Annotated in this window: 20 protein-coding genes, 1 tRNA gene, 1 pseudogene and 1 riboswitch; of the genes and pseudogenes, 11 read left to right on the top strand and 11 right to left on the bottom strand. The window is 73.8% G+C overall.

All coding sequences use genetic code 11. The annotated features are described in order from the left end of the window. Positions 1-134: 134 nt before the first annotated feature. On the bottom strand, positions 135-305 hold the full coding sequence (locus ACH4B3_RS22985) for a hydrophobic protein (RefSeq protein ID WP_398465774.1): 171 nt from the start codon (positions 303-305) through the stop codon (positions 135-137). A gap of 374 nt (positions 306-679) precedes the next feature. Between ACH4B3_RS22985 and ACH4B3_RS22980 the strand changes: the two genes are divergently transcribed. After that, positions 680-1,273 (top strand): flavodoxin family protein, encoded by a 594-nt coding sequence (locus ACH4B3_RS22980; RefSeq protein ID WP_398465474.1) that lies wholly within the window; start codon positions 680-682, stop codon positions 1,271-1,273. Positions 1,274-1,459: 186 nt separating this feature from the next. After that, positions 1,460-2,332 (top strand): NAD-dependent epimerase/dehydratase family protein, encoded by an 873-nt coding sequence (locus ACH4B3_RS22975; RefSeq protein WP_398465472.1) that lies wholly within the window; start codon positions 1,460-1,462, stop codon positions 2,330-2,332. Positions 2,333-2,424: 92 nt separating this feature from the next. On the opposite strand, the gene ACH4B3_RS22970 is transcribed toward ACH4B3_RS22975, so the two are convergent. Both ACH4B3_RS22970 and ACH4B3_RS22965 read right to left on the bottom strand, forming a co-directional pair. Next, complete coding sequence (locus tag ACH4B3_RS22970) at positions 2,425-5,127, bottom strand: molybdopterin-dependent oxidoreductase (RefSeq protein ID WP_398465470.1); 2,703 nt, start codon at positions 5,125-5,127, stop codon at positions 2,425-2,427. Between the two features lie 12 nt (positions 5,128-5,139). After that, positions 5,140-5,973, bottom strand: coding sequence for an FAD binding domain-containing protein (locus ACH4B3_RS22965; protein ID WP_398465468.1), 834 nt, complete (start codon positions 5,971-5,973; stop codon positions 5,140-5,142). 374 nt (positions 5,974-6,347) lie between these two features. Next, positions 6,348-6,539, top strand: a riboswitch (cyclic di-AMP (ydaO/yuaA leader). A gap of 3 nt (positions 6,540-6,542) precedes the next feature. Between ACH4B3_RS22965 and ACH4B3_RS22960 the strand changes: the two genes are divergently transcribed. Beyond that, complete coding sequence (locus tag ACH4B3_RS22960) at positions 6,543-7,016, top strand: C40 family peptidase (RefSeq protein WP_398465466.1); 474 nt, start codon at positions 6,543-6,545, stop codon at positions 7,014-7,016. A gap of 158 nt (positions 7,017-7,174) precedes the next feature. Here the strand turns inward: ACH4B3_RS22960 and ACH4B3_RS22955 are convergent, their stop codons facing one another. Further along, positions 7,175-7,321 carry a hypothetical protein gene (locus ACH4B3_RS22955; RefSeq protein WP_398465464.1) on the bottom strand — a complete coding sequence of 49 codons (147 nt, stop codon included), beginning with the start codon at positions 7,319-7,321 and terminating at the stop codon, positions 7,175-7,177. A 460-nt stretch (positions 7,322-7,781) separates the two neighbouring features. On the opposite strand from ACH4B3_RS22955, the pseudogene ACH4B3_RS22950 reads away from it, so the two are divergent. Together ACH4B3_RS22950 and ACH4B3_RS22945 are read left to right on the top strand one after the other, a co-directional pair. After that, positions 7,782-8,891, top strand: a pseudogene (locus ACH4B3_RS22950) (Cmx/CmrA family chloramphenicol efflux MFS transporter); the annotation flags it as partial. 262 nt (positions 8,892-9,153) lie between these two features. Next, a complete protein-coding gene (locus ACH4B3_RS22945) occupies positions 9,154-10,026 on the top strand; it encodes a universal stress protein (protein WP_398465462.1) in 873 nt (290 codons plus the stop codon). Positions 10,027-10,050: 24 nt separating this feature from the next. Here ACH4B3_RS22945 and ACH4B3_RS22940 read toward each other — a convergent pair whose 3' ends face one another. Further along, on the bottom strand, positions 10,051-10,743 hold the full coding sequence (locus ACH4B3_RS22940) for a flavin reductase family protein (RefSeq protein ID WP_398465460.1): 693 nt from the start codon (positions 10,741-10,743) through the stop codon (positions 10,051-10,053). Positions 10,744-11,300: 557 nt separating this feature from the next. On the opposite strand from ACH4B3_RS22940, the gene ACH4B3_RS22935 reads away from it, so the two are divergent. The 4 genes from ACH4B3_RS22935 to ACH4B3_RS22920 all read left to right on the top strand — a co-directional run bounded on the left by ACH4B3_RS22935 (position 11,301) and on the right by ACH4B3_RS22920 (position 13,503). Further along, on the top strand, positions 11,301-11,858 hold the full coding sequence (locus ACH4B3_RS22935; protein ID WP_398465458.1) for a hemerythrin domain-containing protein: 558 nt from the start codon (positions 11,301-11,303) through the stop codon (positions 11,856-11,858). A 61-nt stretch (positions 11,859-11,919) separates the two neighbouring features. Continuing rightward, on the top strand, positions 11,920-12,495 hold the full coding sequence (locus ACH4B3_RS22930; protein ID WP_398465456.1) for a GNAT family N-acetyltransferase: 576 nt from the start codon (positions 11,920-11,922) through the stop codon (positions 12,493-12,495). Positions 12,496-12,620: 125 nt separating this feature from the next. After that, a complete protein-coding gene (locus tag ACH4B3_RS22925) occupies positions 12,621-13,031 on the top strand; it encodes a four-helix bundle copper-binding protein (RefSeq protein WP_398465454.1) in 411 nt (136 codons plus the stop codon). A 163-nt stretch (positions 13,032-13,194) separates the two neighbouring features. Continuing rightward, positions 13,195-13,503 carry a cupin domain-containing protein gene (locus ACH4B3_RS22920; protein ID WP_398465452.1) on the top strand — a complete coding sequence of 103 codons (309 nt, stop codon included), beginning with the start codon at positions 13,195-13,197 and terminating at the stop codon, positions 13,501-13,503. Positions 13,504-13,541: 38 nt separating this feature from the next. Here the strand turns inward: ACH4B3_RS22920 and ACH4B3_RS22915 are convergent. From ACH4B3_RS22915 to ACH4B3_RS22890, 6 genes are all read right to left on the bottom strand, one after another. Further along, positions 13,542-13,614: transfer RNA gene (locus tag ACH4B3_RS22915), tRNA-Trp, on the bottom strand. Positions 13,615-13,738: 124 nt separating this feature from the next. Then, positions 13,739-14,197, bottom strand: a complete 459-nt coding sequence (locus ACH4B3_RS22910; RefSeq protein ID WP_398465450.1) for an SRPBCC family protein — start codon at positions 14,195-14,197, stop codon at positions 13,739-13,741. A gap of 320 nt (positions 14,198-14,517) precedes the next feature. Then, the gene (locus tag ACH4B3_RS22905) at positions 14,518-15,243 is read right to left on the bottom strand and encodes a family 16 glycoside hydrolase (protein WP_398465448.1); all 726 of its coding nucleotides are present in this window, start codon (positions 15,241-15,243) and stop codon (positions 14,518-14,520) included. Then, positions 15,240-16,487: a non-hydrolyzing UDP-N-acetylglucosamine 2-epimerase gene (gene wecB, locus ACH4B3_RS22900; RefSeq protein WP_398465446.1), complete on the bottom strand. Its 1,248-nt coding sequence runs from the start codon at positions 16,485-16,487 to the stop codon at positions 15,240-15,242. Before wecB ends, ACH4B3_RS22905 begins: the two co-directional genes overlap by 4 nt. A 181-nt stretch (positions 16,488-16,668) precedes the next feature. Next, entirely contained in the window at positions 16,669-17,910 is a 1,242-nt protein-coding gene (locus tag ACH4B3_RS22895) for a glycosyltransferase family 2 protein (RefSeq protein WP_398465444.1), read from the bottom strand. Next, the gene (locus ACH4B3_RS22890; RefSeq protein WP_398465442.1) at positions 17,907-18,122 is read right to left on the bottom strand and encodes a hypothetical protein; all 216 of its coding nucleotides are present in this window, start codon (positions 18,120-18,122) and stop codon (positions 17,907-17,909) included. Before ACH4B3_RS22890 ends, ACH4B3_RS22895 begins: the two co-directional genes overlap by 4 nt. A gap of 361 nt (positions 18,123-18,483) precedes the next feature. On the opposite strand from ACH4B3_RS22890, the gene ACH4B3_RS22885 reads away from it, so the two are divergent. Together ACH4B3_RS22885 and ACH4B3_RS22880 are read left to right on the top strand one after the other, a co-directional pair. Next, positions 18,484-20,331 (top strand): DUF2334 domain-containing protein, encoded by a 1,848-nt coding sequence (locus ACH4B3_RS22885; protein WP_398465440.1) that lies wholly within the window; start codon positions 18,484-18,486, stop codon positions 20,329-20,331. Between the two features lie 97 nt (positions 20,332-20,428). Then, positions 20,429-21,484 carry a glycoside hydrolase family 113 gene (locus ACH4B3_RS22880; RefSeq protein ID WP_398465438.1) on the top strand — a complete coding sequence of 352 codons (1,056 nt, stop codon included), beginning with the start codon at positions 20,429-20,431 and terminating at the stop codon, positions 21,482-21,484. Positions 21,485-21,507 lie beyond the last annotated feature (23 nt).

The following is a 21,507-nucleotide window of genomic DNA, read 5'->3' as shown; positions in this document are numbered from 1 at the left end:
GCCCTCGGCCCCGCGCGGGGTTTGTCGGGACACGCGGTCACTCGCCGGGGGTGTGGGTATATTTGGTCGGTCTTCGGGGGGGGGGGCGCCGTTTTGGCGGGGGCCCCCGCCCCGGGGGTGCTTTTTCGGCGCGCCTACCAGCGATACCAGCGCCCCCGGCGGCCACCGGCCCCGACCGGCCTGACCAGGAAGCCCAGCACCCACAGGACCAGCACGATCACCGCGATCCACCACAGGGCCTTCAGGGCGAAGCCCGCTCCGAAAAGGACCAGGGCGAGCAGCAGGACAAGAAGCAAGGGAATCATATTCATCAACCTCCGAGCTTTCGCATGCCCCGCCTTACCCGGACCATGCGCGGCGGCTCGGCGATTTCCCGCCAGGGGAGAAATGCTTTCCACGCCGCACCGGCAATTCGCCGGCTCCGCCGGCACCGGGGACGGACCGGATCCGGCCGGCCACGCCGCCCCGGCACGCGGCGCCGCGGACACCGGACACCGGCTTTCGGGCACCGGCTTCCGGGCACCGCGCCGGCCGGCGCCCGGCTCCGGCACCGGCCCGCGGACACCGGGCACCGGCCCGCGGCGGCCGGGTCCGCGGCGGCCCGGAATATCCGGCCGGGGCCCGCACTTGTGCTCTGGCAGCAGCGGAACGCACAAGGCGAACGAGAAGTGAGCACCACATGACGACACCGGACCGGGCGGTCGAGCGGACGTTCCTGTTCCTGCTGGCGAGCGCCCGCCTCGGCGGGAACACCGAGGAGCTCGCCCGGCAGGCGGCGGCGGGGCTGTCCGACGACGTCGGGCAGGAGTGGCTGCGGCTGCGCGATCTGCCGCTGCCGCCCTTCGAGGACCTCCGGCACACCGGGACCGGGCAGTACCCGGCCCCCGAGGGCAACGCCCGCCTGCTGCTCGACGCCACCCTGGCCGCCGGCGACCTGGTCATCGCCTCACCGCTCTACTGGTACAGCGTCGCCACCGACGCCAAGCTCTACCTGGACCACTGGTCGGGCTGGCTGCGGGTCCCCGGGGTCGACTTCCGCCGGCGCATGGCCGGCAAGACGCTGTGGGGGGTGTCCGCGCTCGCCTCCGCCGACCGGGGCAAGGCGGACCCGCTGATCGGGACACTCCGCAACTGCGCGGAGTTCATGGGGATGCGCTGGGGCGGGGTGCTGCTCGGCAACGGCAGCGCACCGGGCCAGGTGCTGTCCGACGGCGGCGCGCTGGCCGACGCCCGGACCTTCTTCGCCCAGCGGCCCGCGATCCCGGCGGGCTGACCGCCGCCGCGGGGCTGACCGCCGCGGGCCGACCCGGCGGCGCGGGCACTCCGGCAGCGCTGAAGTCGCCCGCGGTTCCGCTCCCCAAGTGGCCCACTCGTACCGACCGGACCGCGCCTAGCCTGGGGTGATCCGCCCGCCGGCAGCCGGCGGGCCCCGGAACCGAATGGTGGAACGGACCTTCCCATGCACGTCTTCGTTGCCGGAGCCACCGGCGTTGTCGGCCGCCTGCTCGTCCCGCTGCTCCTCGACGCGGGCCACCGGGTCACCGGCACCTCCCGGTCCCCGGCGGGCACGGACCGGATACGGAGCCAGGGGGCGGCGGCCGTTCGGGTCGACGCGCTCGACGCGGACGCCCTGCGGCGCGCGGTGGCCCGGGCGGCACCGGACGCGGTGATCCACCAGTTGACCGATCTGGCGGACGCCGACGGCGCGGCCAACACCCGGTTGCGCCGGGAGGGCACCCGCAACCTGACGGAAGCCGCCCGGGCGGCCGGGGTGTCCCGGATCGTCGCGCAGTCCATCTCCTGGGCGTACGCCCCCGGCCACGGCCCGGCCGACGAGTCGGTGCCGCTGGACGACACCGCCGCGCAGCCCCGCGCCCGGACGGTGGCCGGGGTGCGGGCGCTGGAGGAGACGGTGGCCGGACTGGAGACCGCGGTGGTGCTGCGCTACGGCATCCTGTACGGCCCCGGCACCTGGTACGCGCCCGGTGGCGCGGTGGCCGCCGCTCTGGCGGGCGATCCGGCGGCCCGCTTCCTGGGGTCCGTCGTGGCCGACGACGCGGTCGGTTCCTTCGTCCACGTGGCGGACGCGGCGCGGGCCGCCGTCGCCGCGCTCGACTGGCCGGGCGGGCCGGTCAACATCGTGGACGACGAGCCGGCGCCCGCCCACGAGTGGCTGCCGGTGCTGGCGGACTCGCTCGGCGCGCCGGTGCCGGATCGCGTCCCGGGGCGGCAGGGCTGGGAGCGGGGCGCGTCCAACACCCTGGCCCGGTCCCGGGGCTGGAGCCCGGCCCGGGCCTCGTGGCGGACCGGCTTCGGCGACCAGGGCGCGTGACCCGCCTGCGGTGAGCCCGGTGAGCCCGGCCCCGGGCCGTCCGGCCTGGCACCCGAACCGTACGGCGCGCGGCCGGCGGCCGGGCCGGCTGCTCAGCCGGTGGACCCGCGCAGGGCCTGCCACACCACGTCCGGCCGCATCGGCAGGGTGGTGAACCGGATGCCGGTGGCGTCCCGTACCGCGTTGGCCAGGGCCGGGGGGACCGGGTTGAGCGGCGTCTCGCTCATCGGTTTGGCGCCCAGCGCCCCGCCCGGATCGTGGGTGCGTGCCAGGTGGATCGCGGTCCTGGGCACCTCGGCCGTCGTGGGGACCGGATAGGCGCGCAGGTCGGAGGTGATGACCCGGCCGTGCTCGTCGGTGCGCAGCTCTTCCAGGAAGGCGATCCCGATGCCCTGCGCCACCGCCCCTTCGATCTGCGCCCGGCACCGGTCCGGGTGCAGCACGACACCGGCGTCCGCGGCCTGGAAGCTGTCGAGGACGGTGACGTGGCCGGTCCGCGGGTCGACGGCGACCCGGACCCAGTGCACGGTGAACGCGGCGGTGCCGGAGACCGGCTGGGCGCGCCCGTACCCGGCCGGCTCCCGGCCGGCCGCCCAGGCGGCCTGATGGAGCGTACGGAGCGGGACCGGTCCGCCGGGACCGTGCACCGCGTCGCCGTCGAGGCGGCACAGGTCGCGGTCGGTCCCCAGCCGGGTCGCCGCGAGGTCGAGCAGCGTGTCGCGCAGGTCGCGGCAGGCGCGCCGCACCGCCTGCCCGACCAGTGCCGTCCCGGTGGAGGCGAAGCCACCGGTGTCGTGGTCCAGCAGGTCGGTGTCGGCCTGCCGGACCCGGATGCGGCCGGGGTGCGTGGCCAGGGTGGCGGCGGCGATCTGCTGCTGGGCGCCGGTGGCACCGCTGCCGAACTCCGGGGCTCCGAGGCTCAGCTCGTAGTGGCCGTCGGCGGCGAGGCAGGCCCGCGCCTGGGCGATGTGCCCGTCCGGCGGCGCGCACGGGCACACCGAGGCGGCCATGCCCTCGCCGACCAGCCGGTGCGGCCCGGGCGGGGCGGTCCCGGCGGCCCGCCGGGACGCGCGGTGCTCCCGGACCGCGGCCAGGCACTGCGCCAGGCCGGAGTCGGCGACCGGCGGCCGGCCGGTCCGGCCGGGGGCGGTGAGCGGCTCGCCGGGCCGGACGTAGTTGCGTTCCCGCATCACCAGCGGGTCGATGCCGAGCCGGTGGGCGAGTTCATCCAGCGCCGACTCCACCGCGAAGACGACCTGGCCGAAGCCGTAGCCGCGGAACGCCCCGGCGGGCACCGTGTGGGTGTACACCGCGTAGCCGTCGACCCGGACGGCAGGACAGCGGTAGAGCCCCAGGGGCCCCTGGCAGGCGGCGCGCAGCACGGTCGACCCGTGGTTGCCGTACGCCCCGGTGTCGGAGACGACGCGCAGCCGCAGGGCGGTGAGCGTGCCGTCGCGGCGAGCCCCGGCCGTGACCCGGACGGTGAAGGGGTGGCGCGTGGTGGAAGCGGTGAGCTGCTCGGTGCGGGTGTACTCCAGCCGTACCGGACGGCCGGTGCGCAGCGCGGCGAGCACCACGACGTCCTCGACGAGCATCTCCTGCTTCCCGCCGAAGGCGCCGCCGATGCGGCCGCTGACCACCCGCACCCGGTCCGGCGGCAGTTCGAAGAGGCCGCACAGCGCCCGGCGGGTGAGGTGCGGGGTCTGGGTTCCGGAGCGCACGGTCAGCCGGCCGTCCCCGTCGAACCAGGCGGTGGCGGCGTGGGTCTCCAGAGCGGCGTGCTGGACGCGCGGGGTGCGGAAGGTCTCCTCGTAGACGGTGTCGGCCTCGGCGAGTCCGCGTTCGAGGTCACCACTCGCGGTGTGCACCTCGTCGACGGTGTTGCCGGCCGGATGGACCCGTACCGCGTCCGGCAGCAGGGCCTGTTCGGGGTCGGACACGGCGGGCAGCACCTGGTAGGTGACCCGGACCGCGCGGCACCCCTCCTCGGCGGCCGCCTCGCTGTCGGCGACCACCGCGGCCACCCGCTGCCCGGGGTGGCGGACCACGTCGTCCAGTACGCGGGTGTCGGCGGGATCGTCGTCGTCGTGCTCATGGCGCCCGGTGGAGAAGCGGGTGGCGGGCGCGTCGAGGTGGGTGAGGACCGCGCGCACCCCGCGTACCGCGCGGGCCGCGGTGGTGTCGATGGCGCGGATGCGCGCGTGCCGGTGCGGTGACCGCACGAGTTTGAGGTGGAGCAGGCCGGGCGGGCTGGTGTCCACGGTGAACCGGGCGGTGCCGGTGACCACCTCCCGCCCGGCGGGCGTCGGTGCCGGCCGGCCGCTGCCGCCGGGGCGGTCGGCCGTGGCCGGCTCCGGGGGGTGGCCGGCACCGCGCAGCGCCTCCTCGACCGCCCGGTAGCCGGTGCACCGGCACAGGTTGCCCTTGAGGGTCTGCGGCAGGTCCGCTAGCTGTTCGGGCGTCAGCACCGCCGCGGTCATGATCATGCCGGGGGTGCAGAAGCCGCACTGGAAGCCCTGGGCGTCGAGGAACCGCTGCTGGAGGGGGTGGAGCGCGTCCCCGTCGGCGAGGCCCTCGACGGTGGTGACCGAGCGTCCGGCGACGCGGACCGCCGGGTGGAGGCAGCTGTGCACCGCGACGCCGTCGACGTGCACGGTGCAGGCACCGCAGTCCCCGGTGTCGCAGCCCTTCTTCACCCCGAACCAGCCGTGGTCGCGCAGGAAGGTGCGCAGGCACTGGCCGGGGGCGGGGGGCCGGCGGACCTCCTGCCCGTTGACGCGGACCCGGAACGGCATGTCTCTCCTCCGTTACCCGTTGCCGCCGCCCGCGAGCAGCTCGCGGCGGACCTCTTCGGCCAGGTGGAGCGCCATGTGACGGCGCCACCGGGCTGAGCCGTGGATGTCGTCGACCACCGCCGCCGGCGGGACGGCCCGCCGGACCGCGTCCCGCAGCCGGCCCTCGGCGGGCGGCCGGGAGAACGTGATGCGCACCGGCCTGGGGGTGGCCGCGCTGATGGTGAGGGTGAGACGGTGCGAACGCGGGTCGTGGACGCCGGTCACCAGGGCGGCGGACCGGCCGTGGGGCCGCAGGGCCGCCCGGCGGCATGCGGTGCGGGCGTCCAGCGGTCCGGTGGGCAGGGTGATCGAGCGCAGCAGCTCACCGGGGCGCAGGGCGGTGCGCCCGGGGCCGGTCACGAACCGGAGCACCGGCAGCCGTCTGCGGCCGCCGTCGGGCGCGTACAGCAGGCACACGCCGTCCAGCGCGGCGGTGAGCGAGACCATCGGAGCGGCCGGCAGCGCCAGGCACAGGTTGCCGCCGACGGTGGCGGTGTTCCACACCTTGAAAGAGGAGGAGAAGGCGCGGCAGCAGAACGCCATCAGGTCGCGGGCCCGCGGCCAGGGGCCGCCGCGGGCCTCGGCGAAAGCCAGCAGCTCGGCGACGGTGCAGGTGGCGGCGATCTCCAGGCCGTGCTCGGTGACGGTCAGCGGCGCCCAGCCCATGGCTCCCAGGTCCCGGAGTCTGCGCAGCTCGGGCCGCGGTTCGGCGAACAGGTGGGTGCCGCCGGCCAGCCAGGCGTCACCCGGTTGCCAGGGGGCGCCGCTCCGGCCGTCGATGACCTCGCGCACCGTTGTCAAGTCCACGTCTTGTTCCTCGTCCGCGCCGCCTCGGGCCGACCCCGCGCCGACGCGTGCGGGCGGGCGCACTGTTCAACCCGGCCGCGAGCCCGGCGTCACGCGGCGTCCGGGTGAAGTCCCGTGTCGGAGCAGTGCGATGTGGCCGGGGTCCAGCGGCCGTCGACCCCTCCTCGATCGTCCGCGGACATCCTTGATCGCGTCCGTCAAGTGCCCTGCTATTGCGGTCAATTGACGGTCGGCCGGCTGAAGAAGGGCGGACGGATTTCCCACGGGAGAGGGAGTGAATAAGTTCACAGAACCCCATTTTGGCTCTGCGGAACGGCGATTGATGTCGCAAGATCTCTCTCCGGAACGAATACCCCGTCACCGAGGCGGGGCCGTCCGGGCGCACGCCGAGTCCTGCCGACGCCCCGGATGACCGCACACGACAGTGAGCCGGCAGGAGCGGGAGACCCGAGCACGACGGGCCATGAACGCGATGGTCCTTGGGGTGAAGCCACGGAAGTGGCCGGGCAACTTCGCCTGCCCGAACCCGACAGGTCATCTTTCGCAGGCGTATGACGAAGGGCATAGCCATGTCTGCGATTCCGTCCATACCTCCGTGCATTTCCCGGGCCGGGGCCGTGTCGGCCCTCACCGCCGCCACCGTGACCGCGTCGTTGCTGGTCCCGGGCCTGGCGGCGGAAGCGGAAGCCGCCACGCCGGCGGCCAAGGCCCTCAAGGTGGCCGCCGCGAAGAAGGGCTCCCCGTACCGCTACGGAGCGGCGGGCCCGAACCGGTTCGACTGCTCCGGTCTGACGCTCTACTCGTACAAGAAGGCGGGGAAGACGCTGCCCCGGACGGCGGCCGCCCAATACAACAGGACACGCCATGTGTCCGTCGGCTCACGCAAGCCGGGTGACCTCGTGTTCTTTCACTCCGGCGGTCGTGTGTACCACGTCGGGATCTACGCCGGGAAAAACCAGATCTGGCATTCTCCCAAGCCCGGGACATCGGTGCGCAAGGAAAAGATCTGGACCGGAAAGGTCTGGTACGGACGCGTCAAGTGATCAATCACCGGGCGCCGGAAACCCGCGTGTTCTCCGTTGCGTCGGAGGCGGGAACGGAATGCGGTGGCGGTGGGTCCGTGGGATGCCGGTGAAGCCCTGAATCGCCGGCACCCGCCGGCGTCCCGGGCTTCTCCGGCCCACCGCTCGCCCGGTACCGCTCAGTGCCGTCCGCGCAGCCTGCTGAGGAGCCGGCGGGCCTGGGACCGCCGCCGCGGGTCGGCGGCGGCCCGCCGCGCCGTGTCCATCGCCCGCTGCCCCTGCGGGGTGCGGCTGAACCGTCTGATCCTGGCGAACAGTCCGGACATGAACTCCTCCTTGCACAGTGGGTCCCGACGGGGCCGGTGCACCGCCGGTGCGGACTCCCCTACCCCCCGGCGCACCGCCGACACGCCGCCGGCCCGGCCGGGGCGGCGGAATGCGGTGGACGGCCCGGACCCGGCTGACTAGTCTTCGCCCCATGTCCAGCCCCGAGGCATCCAGACGCTAGCCACCGGTCGTCCCGGTGGCTGATCGTGCCGGCACCTCCGCGCCCCGCCGCCGCCCCTGCGGCCGCGGGCCTCGCGGTGCGTGCTCCGCTGCCACCGGACCGCCGTCGTACGGGCTGTCTTCGACCCGGACCGCGCGTCCCCTCCGTGACGCCGGCGGGTCTTCCTCCGCGTGATGGTCCGGCGGCTTCCGTGTGCCGTGTCCTCCGCGACGCCGGCCGGGCCCGCCACAGCCGTGACGCGGCCCTGTCGATCCATGATGCGGTTGTGGAGTACTGCTGTGCCCTTCGTTCTGTATCTGCTCGGACTGGCGGTCTTCGCCCAGGGGACGTCCGAGTTCATGCTGTCCGGGCTGACCCCGGACATCGCCGCCGACATGCGCGTGTCCATCCCCACCGCCTCCCTGCTGACCTCGGCTTTCGCCGTCGGGATGGTGGTCGGCGCGCCGGTGATGGCGGTGCTCGGCCGGCGCTGGTCGCCGCGCCGCGCGCTGCTGACCTTTCTGACCGTCTTCCTCCTCGTCCACGTCCTCGGGGCGGTCACCACCGACTTCCGGACGCTGGTCGCCGCCCGGGTGGTGGGGGCGCTGGCCAACGCCGGCTTCCTGGCGGTGGCCGTGACCACCGCGACCGGCCTGGTGGAGCCGAACCTCAAGGGACGGGCCACCTCCGTCCTCCTCGGGGGCGTCACCCTCGCCTGTGTGGTGGGTGTGCCCGCGGGGGCCCTGCTCGGACAGGTGTGGGGATGGCGCTCGGCGTTCTGGGCGGTCGCGCTGCTGTCGGTGCCGGCCCTGGCGGCGATCGTGCGGTCGGTGCCCGGTGGCGTCCCCGGCCCCGCCGCCGGCAGCGTCCGGGGCGAGCTGCGGTCGCTGCGCGACCGGCGGCTGCTGCTCGTCCTGCTGCTGGGCGCGCTGGTCAACGGTGCCACGTTCTGCGCGTTCAGCTATCTCGCGCCGCTGGTCACCGAGGTGACCGGGCTGGGGTCCGGGTGGGTGCCCGCCGTGCTGGCGCTCTTCGGCATCGGCTCGTTCCTGGGGGTCACCGTGGGCGGCCGGATGGCCGACACCCGGCCGGTGCGGCTCCTGGTGGTCGGCGCGCCGGTCCTGCTGGCCGGCTGGGCCGGGTTCGCGCTGACCGCGGGCAGCACGGGGGCGACGGTGGTGTTCGTCCTGGCCCAGGGGACGCTGTCGTTCGCCGTCGGGTCCACGCTCATCTCACAGGCGCTCTACGCGGCCGCCGCCGCGCCGACCCTGGCCGGTGGGTTCGCCACGGCCGCGTTCAACGTGGGTGCCGCCGCCGGGCCGTGGCTGGGCGGGCTGGCGATCGCGGCCGGCCTCGGATACCGCGCACCGTTGTGGGTAAGTGTGTCGCTGGTCGCGCTCGCCCTGGTCACCGCCGCCGCGGCGTGGGTCGTCGGGGGCGGCGCGGCCGGCCGCCACGACCAGGCGCCGGACCCGGCCACGCAGCCGGCCGGTCCGGTCCGGGGCCCGCGGTGCGCCGACGGCCCCGGACCACGTCGCGGGCTCCCCGTCCCGGACCCCGGTGACGGCCCCCCGGGGGCATGACGGCACCACCGGCATGCGAGCACCGCGGCGAGCGCCCATGGTGGAGGCATCGAACGTGCCGGACCGTCACCACTGGAGGCCGCTTCACATGACTGGCACCATCACCGTCGGGCTGGACGGGACCGAGGAGTCCGCCGGCGCCGCCGACTGGGCGGCGCGGGAGGCCGACCGCACCGGCATGGCACTGCGTCTGGTCCACGCCCACCTGTGGCAACCGCTGGACGCGCCCGTCGCGCCGGACGCCGGCACACAGCAGCGGCAGGCACGGAAGCTGCTGGCGGACGAGGAGGCGCGGCTGACCGCGCTCGTCCCCGGGCTGTCGGTCGACAGCGAGCTCCTGGCCGAGGACCCGGTCCCGGCGCTGGTCGCCGAGGCCGCGCGGGCCGAGATGCTGGTACTGGGGTCACGCGGGCACGGTGCGCTGGTCGGCTACCTGCTCGGCTCGGTGTCACTGCACGTGCTGCGCCAGGCCGAGCGGCCGGTCGTCGTGGTGCACGGGCGCGCTCCCGCCGGCTCCGCGGCGGCCGGCTCGGGCGAGGTGCTGGTGGGGGTGCAGGAGTCGGACGAGTCGGGTTCCGCGGTGCTGGAGTTCGCCTTCCGGGCGGCCGCGGCGCGCGGTGCCACCGTGCGGGCGGTACGCGCCTGGACCCTGCCGCCCCCCTTCACCTGGACTCCCGGGGCGTTGAGCGCGGTCGATGAGGCGGGGGGCCTGGAGTCGCTGCACAAGAAGCTGCTCGCGGACGCGGTACGGCCGGTGCGGGAGAGGTATCCGCAGGTGGACGTGGTCGAGCACACCGAGATCGGCGCGGCCGCCGAGGTGCTGCTGACCAACGGCGCCGACGCCGGTCTGGTGGTCGTCGGGCGCCGGGCCCGGGACGGCGGGCTGCGGCGGATCGGCGCGGTGGCGCACGCCGTACTGCACCACGCCGCCGCGCCGGTGGCGGTGGTCCCGCACGTCTGACGCCGGGTCGGTTCCCGCCCGGGGTCAGCGGGCGGGAACCTCCCGGGCACGCTCGATGTCCGGGCCCCGGTAGAGCCGTTCCGGGATGCTCGCCAGAGTGGAGGGGTGCACCTGCGGCCCGAGGCCGTAGAACTTCTGGAAGCTCATGATCAGCGGCCGCCAGGCATCGGGGTCGACCCGGTCGGGGCTGCCGTCCATCCGGATGTCCTCGTGCACGTGGACCCGCTGGACGCGCACCTCGAAGGTGAGGATCGAACCGCGCTGCCGCTCGTCGTCCTCGGCCAGCGGGTGCACCGCCTCGACCACCGTTTCCATGGCGACCGGGCACTCGGCGACCCGGGGCGGGCCGACGGTCTCGGAGCCGACCGGGGTGAGCCCGGCCCGGGCGAACTTCTCCGGCTCGTGCCGGTATCCGCGCTTCGCCTTGCCGGGCGGGACGGGATCCGTCCCGGTGGTCAGGGCGAGCCGGTCCACCGCCGGCGCGAGGGCGTCGGAGGGGAGGTTCACCACGCACTCTCGGGTGCGGAGCAGGTTCTGTGCCGTCTGCGAACGGGCTCCCAGCCCCAGGACGGCCCGCCAGCCGAGCCAGAACACCGAGGACATCGGCGCCAGGTTGGCCCGTCCGTCCTCGTTCAGCGTGGACAGCAGCGCCACCGGCGTGCCGAAGTAGAGGATGCCGGGCTCGATGGCGGTGTGGGTGGCAAGGGTCGTGGTCACGGCGGCCAGTCTGGTCCCGGGTGGCACCGGGTGCTGGCGGTCATCGGACATCGCGTTGCGGGGCCGGCGGCGGTGCCCGCACCGGCCCCGCCGCGGTACGGCCCCGCGGCTCGGCCGGTACGGCCCGCAGCTGCCGCGGCCTCGCGTGCGTCGATCGGTTCCTCCCGGTGCTCGTGCGCCCGGGCGCACGCGGCGTCGAGCGGGCCGATGGGACTCCGGCCGAGTTCGGTCAACCGGTACCCGACGTGGCGCGCCGGGGTGGTGTGCACCGTGCGGGCCACCAGGCCGTCGCGTTCCGGGTGTGACGGCGCCCCGGCCGGAGGTGGCCGACCGCTCCGTGCGGTGCCCGGGCGCCGACACTCCCACGCCCGGCCGAATCCGCCCGCCACGAGCGGTCGGTGAGGTCGGCTGGAGGGGTGTGCGCGCCGGAGCGTGGTGCTTCCGGCCGCCACGGCGTGGCGCCGCCGCCCCTTCCCCTCCGGAGGCACCGGGCGGCGCCGCGCCGGCGGGAGCCATGTCGGCCGGGGCGGAGCGAGGCGAGCGGAAGGTGCGGGACCATGGGGCGTGACGAGGACGTCATCGCGGAGCTGACGGCCGACCACCGGGAGGTGGACGGCCTCCTCGAGCGCATCGACGCGGTGCCCCCGGGCGACCCGGAGCGCAAGCGGCTGGTCGACCGGCTCACCGCGGAGCTGGTACGGCATTCGGTGACCGAGGAGGAGTACCTGTACCCCTCGGTCCGCGAACACGTGGAGCACGGGAACGCACTGGCCGACGAGGAACTCGCCGAGCACGCCCGGATCGAGGGGCTGCTGAAGGACCTGGAACGGCGGGGCGCCGACGACCCCGCGTTCGACGGCCTGGTCAGCCGGCTCGCCGAGGAGGTCCGCGCCCATCTGCTGGACGAGGAGCGGCGGCTGTTCACGCTGCTGAGGGCGGCCTGCGGCGAGGAGACCCTGGCCCGGCTGGGTGAGCGGCTGCGGCGGGCGCGGAAGACGGCGCCGGCCTGGCCCCACCCGGCCGCGCCGCACACCCCGCTCGCCGGGACGGTGCTGACGCCGGGCACCGGCCTGGTCGACCGGGCCCGCGAGGCGCTCGGCGGCCGCGCCGGGTGACCGCCGGTGCCGCGGCCGAATTCGGTGGCGGTCGCCGGGCGCGGTGCGCAGGATCGATGGCATGACCGTCTTCCTGGAGACCGACCGGCTGGTCATGCGCCGGTTCACCGCATCCGACGTGGAGCACCTGGTGGAACTCGACAGCGATCCCGAGGTGATGCGCTTCATCAACGGCGGCCGCCCGACCCCGCGTGAGACGGTGGTCACCGCCGTCCTGCCGCGGCTGCTGCACGACTACCGGTGCACCGGCGACCGCGGCTTCTGGGCGGCGGAGGAGAAGTCCTCGGGTGGGTTCCTCGGCTGGTTCGAGTACCGTCCGCTGGCGGAGGACAGCCGCGAGGTGGTGGAGCTCGGGTACCGGCTGCGGAGGGCGGCGTGGGGGCGGGGCTACGCCACCGAGGGGGCCCGGGCGCTGATCCGCAGGGGATTCACCGAGCCGGGTGTGCGGCGGGTCACGGCGAACACCATGGCGGTCAACAACGCTTCGCGCCGGGTCATGGAGAAGGCGGGTCTGGTCTTCGTCCGCGGCTACTTCGGGGACTGGCCGGAGGTGATCGACGGCTCCGAGCACGGGGAGGTCGAGTACGCCCTGACGAGGAGCGAGTGGGAGGCGCGGGAGGCGGGCGTCCCCCGCTGAGCCCGTGCCCCGGAGGGTGTTTGCCCGCCCCGTGCCGGTGTTACCCGTCACCATGGCACCGCGCGCCGGCCCGGCGGACCGCCCGGCGGACCGGCCGCGGCGGGCCACCAGGAGGTGAGGGAGTGATGACCACATCGGTCAAGGACATGCTGAGCACCTACCCGGCCGATCTGGGCGGCGTGGACCGGGAGGCCATGGCCGCCTGTATCGAGGAGTGCCTCGCCTGCGCCCAGGCGTGTACCGCCTGTGCGGACGCCTGTCTGTCGGAGGGGATGGTGGGCGAGCTGACGAAGTGCATCCGCACCGACATGGACTGCGCGGACATCTGCACGGCCACCGCGGCCGTCCTGTCCCGTCACACCGGATACGACGCCAACATCACCCGCTCGGTGCTGCACGCCTGCCGGACGGTGGCCAAGGCGTGTGCCGACGAGTGCGGCAGCCACGCCGACACGCACGAACACTGCCGGATCTGCGCGGAGGCGTGCCGGCGGTGCCAGCACGCGTGCGACCGGCTGCTCGCCCGGCTGGACTGAGCACGGCGGCGCCCGGCGGCCCGGGCCCCGGCCGGGCGGTACCGCCCGGGATTCTTTACCGAACGGTCGACCCACCACCCCGCGGGGTCGATTAGCTTCGGCACATCCGATGAACGCGAGGGCGGGTTCCTTCCACCGGGAGGGGTCCGCTGAGAGGTGTGCCATGAGCCTGATCGATCTGGGAAGCACCGCCGCCGCCCTGCCGGACGCCTGGGAATCCCGCGTGCTGGGGCGGGTGGGGTCGGCGGAGGTGAAGGTCCTGCGGATGGACGAACTGCCGGTCCGGGAGGAGAGACACGACGCGGCCGAGGCACTGCTCGTGCTCGACGGTGTGCTGGAGCTGACGGTCGCGGGCACACCGGTGTCGGTGCGGCCCGGTGAGCTCTACCTGGTGGACGCCGGGGTCATCCACGCGGTCCGCCCGGGCAGCCGGGGGACGCTGGTCGTCTTCGAGCGAGCCGACGCGTCCTGAGACGTCGACGCGCCATCAGGACGGCGTCGGCGAACGGGCAGGGGAGACAGGAGTCGAACCTGCGACATCCGGTTTTGGAGACCGGCGCTCTGGCCTCTGAGCTACACCCCTTCGGTGATCCACAGCATGCCATGCCCGGCCGCCCCGGCGCCACGCGGTTTTCTCCGGGGGCCGCGCCGGAGCGCCGCCGGGCCGCACCGCGGTGCGGCCCGGCGGCGCTCCGGGCCGGGCGCCGTCATCCCGGGTGGATCCGGCCGCGCCAGGAGCCGGTCTCGTCGCCCCGGTGTTCGATGTACTCCTTGAAGCGCTGCATGTCGCCCTTGACCCGCCGGTTGATCATGCCGGCCATGTCCGCGGCCTTCTCCATCGGCCCGTGGGGTTCGACGTCCAGGGCCAGGTCCACGCGGGTGTGGGTGTCGTCCAGGCGCTGGAACGTGACCACGCCCTTCTGCCTGGTGTCACCGCTGGTGGTCCGCCAGGCGATCCGCTCGTCCGGCAGCTGGTCCACGATCTCGGTGTCGAACTCCCGCCGCACCCCGCCGATCTTGGTCTTCCAGTGGTTGTGGCGGTCGTCCAGTTGCGTGACCTCCTCCACCCCCTGCATGAACCGAGGGAACTCCTCGAACTGGGTCCACTGGTTGTAGGCGGTGCGCACCGGCACGTCGACCTCGACGGTCTCCTTCACCATGCTCATCGCGGGGTCTCCTCTCGCGGGATCCACGCGGCAGCGGGCTGCCGCGCGACGGTCGGCTACGTCCAGCGCCTCCCCGGTCATGGGCGAACCACTCCTCGGCATTCCGCCCATCACCCTGCGCACCGGGACGCATCCCTCCCGTGGTCTTGCGCCCTCATGGCCGAAAAGCGGGGTGGCAGCGCCGCCCCGGTTTCCGGTCCGTCCACGCCTCCATCCTCCCACCATCCGCCGGCGGGGAATTCCGTCCGCCGGTGCGGGTTCCCCACCGTCCGGCGGCGGGGAATGCGTCGCTGCAAGGCCGCGCGGCACTTTACGGCCACTCAAGGCCGCCGGCTGTCCGGAACCCGCCGCCCACGCGGAACGGCGACGTCGCGGAACTGCGCGTGGGCGTCTTCGGTATAGGCGCCCACACTTCCCGAGGTGTAGGGCCGTTCCCGGTCCGTGAAATCGACCAGCTGTTGGCCGTCGACGGCCACCGTCATACGCGCGCCGTCATGCCGGACCCGCACCCCGGACCATTCACCGACCGGGAAATCCGGCGCACCGGTGGCCAGGAATCGCTGCCCACCGCGGTATTCGGGATCTCGCTTGCCCAGTTCCCAGCCGTTGGGCTTGAGCGCCAGATAGTAGAAATGCTCAGGATCGGTGTAGGCCCACACCAGCCACGCCACCTCCCAGGGATTGGGTTCCGGTGTGCGTAATTGTTCGGCCGTGCGCATTCTGGCCCGGTACTCCAGATCGCCGTAGCGCGTGGTGGAGACCACCAGTCCGGCGTGCGTGCGGTCCGGCTCGCGGGCCGCGCGCGGGACGAGGTCCAGCCGGTCCGCTCCCCCGGTGTTGGTGCCGTAGCCGTGGAACACCGAACGCCAGGGTCCGTGCACCTCGCCGTCCTGCCAGGGTTCGGTGGCGCCGGTGTGCCCCCGGTCCGAGAACCGGTCCACCGCCAGCGCGCCCGCGACCGCCAGGGCCGCCGCCACCGCGCCGGCCACCGCGACGGCGGCGAGGCGTCGACGGAGCCGCCGCGGTGCGCTCGGTTCAGGCCTCATGCCGTCGGATCGTATGAGCCGGACGCCGGATTCCGCTGCGGCGCGGAGGGGGGCGCGCAGGAGCGGGGGCGGCCCGGGCCGTCCGCCCCGCCGGGGGTGTCTCCGGGGCCGTGGCCGGCGGGGGTGCCGTGCCGCTCCGGGCCCGGGCCGGGCGAGGGCGGCCCCTCGGTGAAGTCCTCGGCCAGCCGGTCCACGATGCGCTCGGCGGCGTGCCCGTCACCGAACGGATGCCGTGCGCGGGCCATCCGGCGGTACTCCTCCGGGTCGTCCAGCAGCCGGCCGGCCGCGGCCAGGATGACCTCCGGGTCGGTGCCCACCAGCAGCGCCGCGCCGGCCTCCACCGCCTCCGGCCGCTCGGTGGTGGTGCGCAGCACCAGGGCGGGTTTGCCGAGGCCGGGAGCCTCCTCCTGCACTCCGCCGGAGTCGGTCAGCACCAGGTCGCAGTCGGCCAGGGTGGCCGCGAAGTCCAGGTAGTCCAGGGGCTCGACGACCCGCACCCGGGAATGTCCGCCGAGCTGCGGCAGCAGGGCGTCGCGCACCGCCGGGCTGCGGTGGAGCGGCAGCACGATCTCCACGTCCCCGCGGTCGGCGAGCCGCCGCAGGGCGGAGCCCATCGCCCGCATCGCGTCGCCCTGGTTCTCCCGCCGGTGCAGGGTCAGCAGGACCCGCCGGGGCCCGGTGCGGAACGCGCTGCGCCCGGCGCCCTCCGCCAGCACCCACAGCAGGTTGTCCACCACGGTGTTCCCGGTGACCCGCACCTGTGCGGCCGGGACGCCCTCGGCCAGCAGATGCCGGGCGGCGGAGGCGGTGGGGGCGAAGTGCCAGTGCGCGATGCGTCCGATCAGGCAGCGGTTGAGCTCCTCGGGGAAGGGGTTGTCCGGCACCCCGGTCCGCAGGCCGGCCTCGACGTGGGCCACCGGGACCCGCTCGTAGAAGGCGGCCAGCGCGCCGCACAGCGCGGTGGTGGTGTCGCCCTGGACCACCACCAGGTCCGGCCGTTCGGTGCGGATCGCGCCACCCAGGCCGCGCATCAGCCGGGCGGTGAGTTCCGCCAGGCCCTGGCGGTCGCGCATCACCGCGAGGTCGGTCTTCACCCCGACGCCCAGCAGTCCGAGCATCTGGTGGAGCATCTCGCGGTGCTGTCCGGTGGTCACGACCATCGGTTCGAAGCGGCTGGAGGCGGCCATGGCCCGTGCCACCGGGGCGAGTTTGATCGCCTCGGGGCGGGTCCCGAGGACCAGCATGGTGCGTATCGCACGCGGTGACCGGGCCGGCGGGACGGCCCCGGGCACGGGCGATGCCGCCGCGACGGTGCCGGGGACCGGCCCGGGTCTGCCTGATGAGGACATGGGGCTCCTTGGGATCGGAGGTGCCGGGTACGCGCGCCGCGGCCGGTCCGGCCGGGGCGCCGGGGCGGGTGCGCGGTCAGGTGCGCGCGGTCTTGAGCCAGGTCCGTTTGCCGGTGACGGCGCGCCACAGCCCCCACCAGCCCGCCGCGAACCAGATGTAGCCGTAGATCACGAACACATGCCCGAGCAGGGCCGCGCGCGGCAGCGAGAGGGAGGGCTCGCGGCGCCGGTAGACGAAGCCGTAGAGCCACGCCGCGGTGAAGGACAGCAGATACGGGCCGAGGATCCACATCGGCGAGACCAGCGCGTGTCCGGTGCGCAGCGACGCGGCGACGGTCCCCAGCACGGCGATCGCGAAGGACAGCGGGAGCAGCGAGGTGAGCAGGATCAGCAGCGGGCTGGAGAGGTGGTAGATGAGGTCGGCGGCGGCCCTGCCGCGCACCTCGCGGAGGATCAGCGGGACCAGGTTCGCGGACTGCAGATGCCCCTGGAACCAGCGGGAGCGCTGCCGGATCAGCCGGCGTACGTCGAGTACCGCCTGCTGGGAGACGGCGGCGGTGGTGCAGTGCTGGTTGGTCCAGCCGCGGGCGATGAGCCGGATGCCCAGGTCGAGGTCTTCGGTGAGGCTGTCGCTCCACGGGTCGCCACCGAGCGAGTCGAGCGCGGACAGCCGCATGAACTGCCCGTTGCCCCCCATGCCGACGCTGCCCAGGAAGCGGCGGGCGCTCTGGAAGACGTCACCGTAGACGACGAACTCCATGTCCTGCATGCGGGCCAGCAGGCCCCGGTCGCGGTTGTACATCCGGACCCCGACCTGGGTGGCCCCGGTCCGGGCGTCGTTGAAGAACGGGTCGACGGCCTCGATGACGTGTGGGTCCAGCCGGCCGTCGGCGTCCACCACGCAGACGATCACCTGGTCGGGGTCGCGGTCGCCGAGCAGGCCGGAGGCCCGCAGCCGGCGTACCCCGTCGTTGAGCGCGGCGCCCTTGCCCCGCCGGGCGTCCGGCAGCTTCCGCTGGTGCAGCCACACCCGGCCGGAGTCGGCGGCGCGGGCGATGTCCGCGGTGCGGTCGTCGGAGGCGTCGTCGATCACCAGGGCCACGCACCGGTCGGCGGGCAGGGCGGTGATCCTCGCCAGGCTCTCGGCCAGCACCTTCTCCTCGTTGAGGCAGGCCAGGAGGAAGACGTACAGGCGCTGCTCGCCGGAGCCGGGCCGGTGCGGCGGCGGGCGCCGGGAGAGCAGGAAGAGCGCGAAGTTGTAGGTGCCGGCCATGATGATGAGGGCGACGGCGGCCCAGGTGAGCAGCTCCGTCGTCACGGCCGGTCCGCCGTCGCCACGTCGGTGGTGTCGGCGTCCCGGGCGCGCGACGCGGAAGACCGTGCGCGTAATCGCAGCCGCGCGATAAGAAGCCCGAAAAAGACCAGGCAGTAGAGCAGGAATCCCGCTCCCGCGACCACTTGCAAGCCTCGGGCAACTGAAATTCCCGGGATCATTTCCGGTGCTGCCGCAAGCCCCACCATGGGCAGCACTGGTCCCAGAGTGGACCTACCGTACATCGGACCCCCCAATTATGGCCCCGCGCAGAAGTATCGGGCCCGTTCCCCAACAGGCCCGATGGCTGCGCGCATACGGAACGTACCAGAGTCGTCGGCGGCACGGAGGGGCCGTGTTGGTTTCGTTTGCAAGAAAATTTCCCGGACCCAGGCCCCATTGACAGCTGTGGCGGCCGGTCAGAACAATCACCGGATTGTTGAGATCCGTGATCCCGCATGGGGAATTCTGTGACGGCTCGGCCATGATCAGCGCACTATGTTTCGGCCATGATCAATTGCCTTCTCAGCTTCTGCCGCTCCATGGAAATGCGGGAACGTACCGAGGGGGGTACCACACATGAGAGAACCCTGGAGAAGAAGACCGGGGTGGCTGGCGGTCCTCGCGCTGGCCATCGCCGCGCTGCTGGGGGGCGGTTTCCTGACACCCACCGCCGCGGAGGGCCGGCGAGCCGACCGGTCCGCGACGCACACCCCGGGCACCGGGGTGAAGACCGGTGAGATGCGGGACTGGGCGGCCGCCCAGCGGTCCTCGGACGCCGAACGGCGCGCCGATGTGGCCGAGAAGCGCACGGTCGGGAACCGGTCGGCGGTCAAGCGTTCCGCGGTACCGGCCGGACCGCGGGCGCAGACCACCGCACGCACGGCGGCCGAGCCGGGGCAGGCCAAGACCCTGGTGCTCTACGACACCGCCGGCCCCTACGGGCACCTGGGCGAGCTGTACGCGATGGGGGTGGCCAACCTCGGCGGCCACTTCGGCACCGTGACCGCCAAGCCGGTCCAGGACTACACCTCCGGCCTGCTGGAGGAGTTCGACGCGACCGTGTACATCGGCTCCACCTACTACGGCGGGGAGATCCCCGACGCCGTTCCGCAGGACCTCTACCTGGACATCCTGCTGTCGGAGCGTCCGGTCCTCTGGGTGGGTTCCAACATCTGGAACATGGCCAACGCGATCAGCCTGCAGGAGTTCGAGTACCGGTACGGCTGGGACCCGACGACCTCCTTCTACGAGTCGAACGGGAGCGTCGGGCAGATCGGCAAGGTCCGGTACAAGGGCCAGGAGCTCACCCGCAAGATCCCGGCCGGCGCGGACGGCGGGGTGCTGCACCCCAACGTCAAGACCGGGGCGGGCTACCCGGCGGTGACCGAGGTGGCGCAGGCGGTGGACACCGCGCAGGGAACCGAGCAGACCTTCCCGTGGGCGATCCGCTCGGCCAACCTGACCTACGTCGGTGAGATCCCGTTCACCTACGTCTCGGAGACCGACCGCATCCTCGCCTTCCAGGACCTGCTGTTCGACGTCCTCGCCCCGCAGACGCCCGAGCAGCACCGGGCGCTGCTGCGGCTGGAGGACATCACCCCGATGTCCGACACCACCAAGCTGCGGGCGATCGCCGACTACCTGAAGTCGAAGAACATCGCCTACGGGATCAACGTCATCCCCGTCTACAACGACCCCAAGGGCGTGCAGAACAACGGCGTGCCGCGCACCGTGCGGCTCGCCCACCGGCCGGCACTGGTGAACACGCTCAAGTACATGCTGGCCAACGGGGCCGTGCTGATGGACCACGGCTACACCCACCAGTACGGCAACGCGGACAACCCGTACAACGGGCTCACCGGCGACGACTTCGAGTTCTTCCGGGCCCACGTGGACCAGGGGAACTACGTGGTCTACGACGGCCCGGTGGCGGAGGACTCCGCCGACTGGGCGCAGTCCCGGATCACCTCGGCGTTCGCCGAGTTCGCCCGGGTCGGCCTGCCCAAGCCGAAGCTGTGGACCACCCCGCACTACGCGGCCTCGGCCACCGACTACAAGGTCTTCGGCCAGAACTTCGCCGCCCGGCTGGAGCGTTCGCTGTACTTCTCGGGAACCCTGCGGGGCACCGAGCCGGACGCCGGACGCTATCTGGGGCAGTTCTTCCCGTACCCCGTCACCGACGTGTACGGCACCAAGGTGCTCCCGGAGAACCTGGGCAGCTACGAACCGGAGGGCCACAACAACAACCCGCCGCGGCTCGCCGCCGACCTGGTCAAGGGCGCGCAGGCCAACCTGGCGGTGCGGGACGGCTTCGCCAGCTTCTACTACCACCCGTACCACCCGGTGGAGCCCCTCAAGGAGACCGTGGAGGGCATCCAGGCCCTCGGCTACTCCTTCGTCAGCCCCGAGAGTCTGATCCAGTGACCTCGGCCGTGTGACAGCGACGCTCCGGCCGGTGCCGTCCCCGCCCTCGCGCGGGGCCGGCACCGGCCGGGCACGTTCGGGAAAGGCACTGTGTGCGATGAACACCCTCAGGCGGGCGGCCGCCGCGGTCACCGCGGCGCTCACCATGCTGGTCGGCTGCTCCACCGGCGACGACTCCCCCGGGCGGGAGCCGAACCGCCCGGGGCCCTCCGCCGGCCACGGGCCGGGCGAACGGATCCGCGGAATCACCCTCCCGGCCTGGGACGCCGACGACTACGACCGGCCCGAGGCACGCCGCTATCTGCGGCAGATCAAGGACACCGGCGCCCGGTGGGTGGTGTTCACCCCCACCTGGTACCAGGACGGGCGCCGCCGGGCGGAGATCCACACCACCGGGGAGACGGTGAGCGACCGCGGGCTGCGGCGGATCATCGGCCTGGCCCATGCCGACGGGCTGAAGGTCCTGCTCAAACCGCACGTGGACCTGGTGGGCGGCGGGGACCGCGCCGGTATCCGGCCGGCCGACCGGGACGCCTGGTTCGCCGCGTACCGGCGCTTCATCACCCACTACGCCGCGCTCGCCGAGGAGCTGGAGGTGGAGCAGTTCGCGGTCGGGACCGAGCTGGCGGGCACCAGCGGCGACCGGAAGCGCTGGTCGCGGGTGATCTCCGCGGTGCGCGACCGCTACCGCGGGCGCCTGACCTACGCCGCCAACTTCGACGAGTACCCGCGGGTCCGGTTCTGGGACGCCCTGGACCTGATCGGCATCGACGCCTACTGGCCGCTGACCGAGCGGCCCACCACCGACCCCGCGGAGCTGGCCGCCGGATGGCGGGCCGTCGTCGCCGAGCTGGCGGCGTTCTCCGCCCGGCACCACCGGAAGATCCTGTTCACCGAGGCGGGCTACGTCAGCCAGCGGGGCACCGCCACCGCCCCGTACTCCTGGACGGTCAGTGAGCGCGCCGCGGAGGACGAGCAGTCCGCCGCCTACCAGGCGCTGCTGACCGCCTTCGACGGGGAGCCGTGGTGGGCCGGGGTGTGCTGGTGGATGTGGGACGACTGGCCGGACAGCGGGGAGACCCCGGCCCGGCTGGCCTACACGCCGCACGGCAAGCCCGCGGAGAAGGTGCTGCGGCGCTGGTGGCGCGAGTGACCGGGGTCGGTGCCGCCGCCCCG

Origin of the sequence: Streptomyces sp. NPDC018031, assembly GCF_044327625.1 — a bacterium.
Lineage (GTDB): Bacteria > Actinomycetota > Actinomycetes > Streptomycetales > Streptomycetaceae > Streptomyces.
Note: the sequence above shows the minus strand (reverse complement) of the source record. Positions and strands in the feature narration are given on the sequence as shown.

Excerpts from the sequence above, each read along its gene's own strand:
- ACH4B3_RS22920 (WP_398465452.1), top strand. The coding sequence starts at position 13,195 with ATGAGCCTGATCGATCTGGGAAGCACCGCCGCCGCCCTGCCGGACGCC.
- ACH4B3_RS22945 (WP_398465462.1), top strand. The coding sequence starts at position 9,154 with ATGACTGGCACCATCACCGTCGGGCTGGACGGGACCGAGGAGTCCGCC.
- ACH4B3_RS22955 (WP_398465464.1), bottom strand. The coding sequence starts at position 7,321 with ATGTCCGGACTGTTCGCCAGGATCAGACGGTTCAGCCGCACCCCGCAG.
- ACH4B3_RS22980 (WP_398465474.1), top strand. The coding sequence starts at position 680 with ATGACGACACCGGACCGGGCGGTCGAGCGGACGTTCCTGTTCCTGCTG.
- ACH4B3_RS22935 (WP_398465458.1), top strand. The coding sequence starts at position 11,301 with ATGGGGCGTGACGAGGACGTCATCGCGGAGCTGACGGCCGACCACCGG.
- ACH4B3_RS22880 (WP_398465438.1), top strand. The coding sequence starts at position 20,429 with ATGAACACCCTCAGGCGGGCGGCCGCCGCGGTCACCGCGGCGCTCACC.
- ACH4B3_RS22960 (WP_398465466.1), top strand. The coding sequence starts at position 6,543 with ATGTCTGCGATTCCGTCCATACCTCCGTGCATTTCCCGGGCCGGGGCC.
- ACH4B3_RS22970 (WP_398465470.1), bottom strand. The coding sequence starts at position 5,127 with ATGCCGTTCCGGGTCCGCGTCAACGGGCAGGAGGTCCGCCGGCCCCCC.
- ACH4B3_RS22905 (WP_398465448.1), bottom strand. The coding sequence starts at position 15,243 with ATGAGGCCTGAACCGAGCGCACCGCGGCGGCTCCGTCGACGCCTCGCC.
- ACH4B3_RS22975 (WP_398465472.1), top strand. The coding sequence starts at position 1,460 with ATGCACGTCTTCGTTGCCGGAGCCACCGGCGTTGTCGGCCGCCTGCTC.
- ACH4B3_RS22885 (WP_398465440.1), top strand. The coding sequence starts at position 18,484 with ATGAGAGAACCCTGGAGAAGAAGACCGGGGTGGCTGGCGGTCCTCGCG.
- ACH4B3_RS22925 (WP_398465454.1), top strand. The coding sequence starts at position 12,621 with ATGACCACATCGGTCAAGGACATGCTGAGCACCTACCCGGCCGATCTG.
- ACH4B3_RS22910 (WP_398465450.1), bottom strand. The coding sequence starts at position 14,197 with ATGAGCATGGTGAAGGAGACCGTCGAGGTCGACGTGCCGGTGCGCACC.
- ACH4B3_RS22985 (WP_398465774.1), bottom strand. The coding sequence starts at position 305 with ATGATTCCCTTGCTTCTTGTCCTGCTGCTCGCCCTGGTCCTTTTCGGA.
- wecB (WP_398465446.1), bottom strand. The coding sequence starts at position 16,487 with ATGCTGGTCCTCGGGACCCGCCCCGAGGCGATCAAACTCGCCCCGGTG.
- ACH4B3_RS22930 (WP_398465456.1), top strand. The coding sequence starts at position 11,920 with ATGACCGTCTTCCTGGAGACCGACCGGCTGGTCATGCGCCGGTTCACC.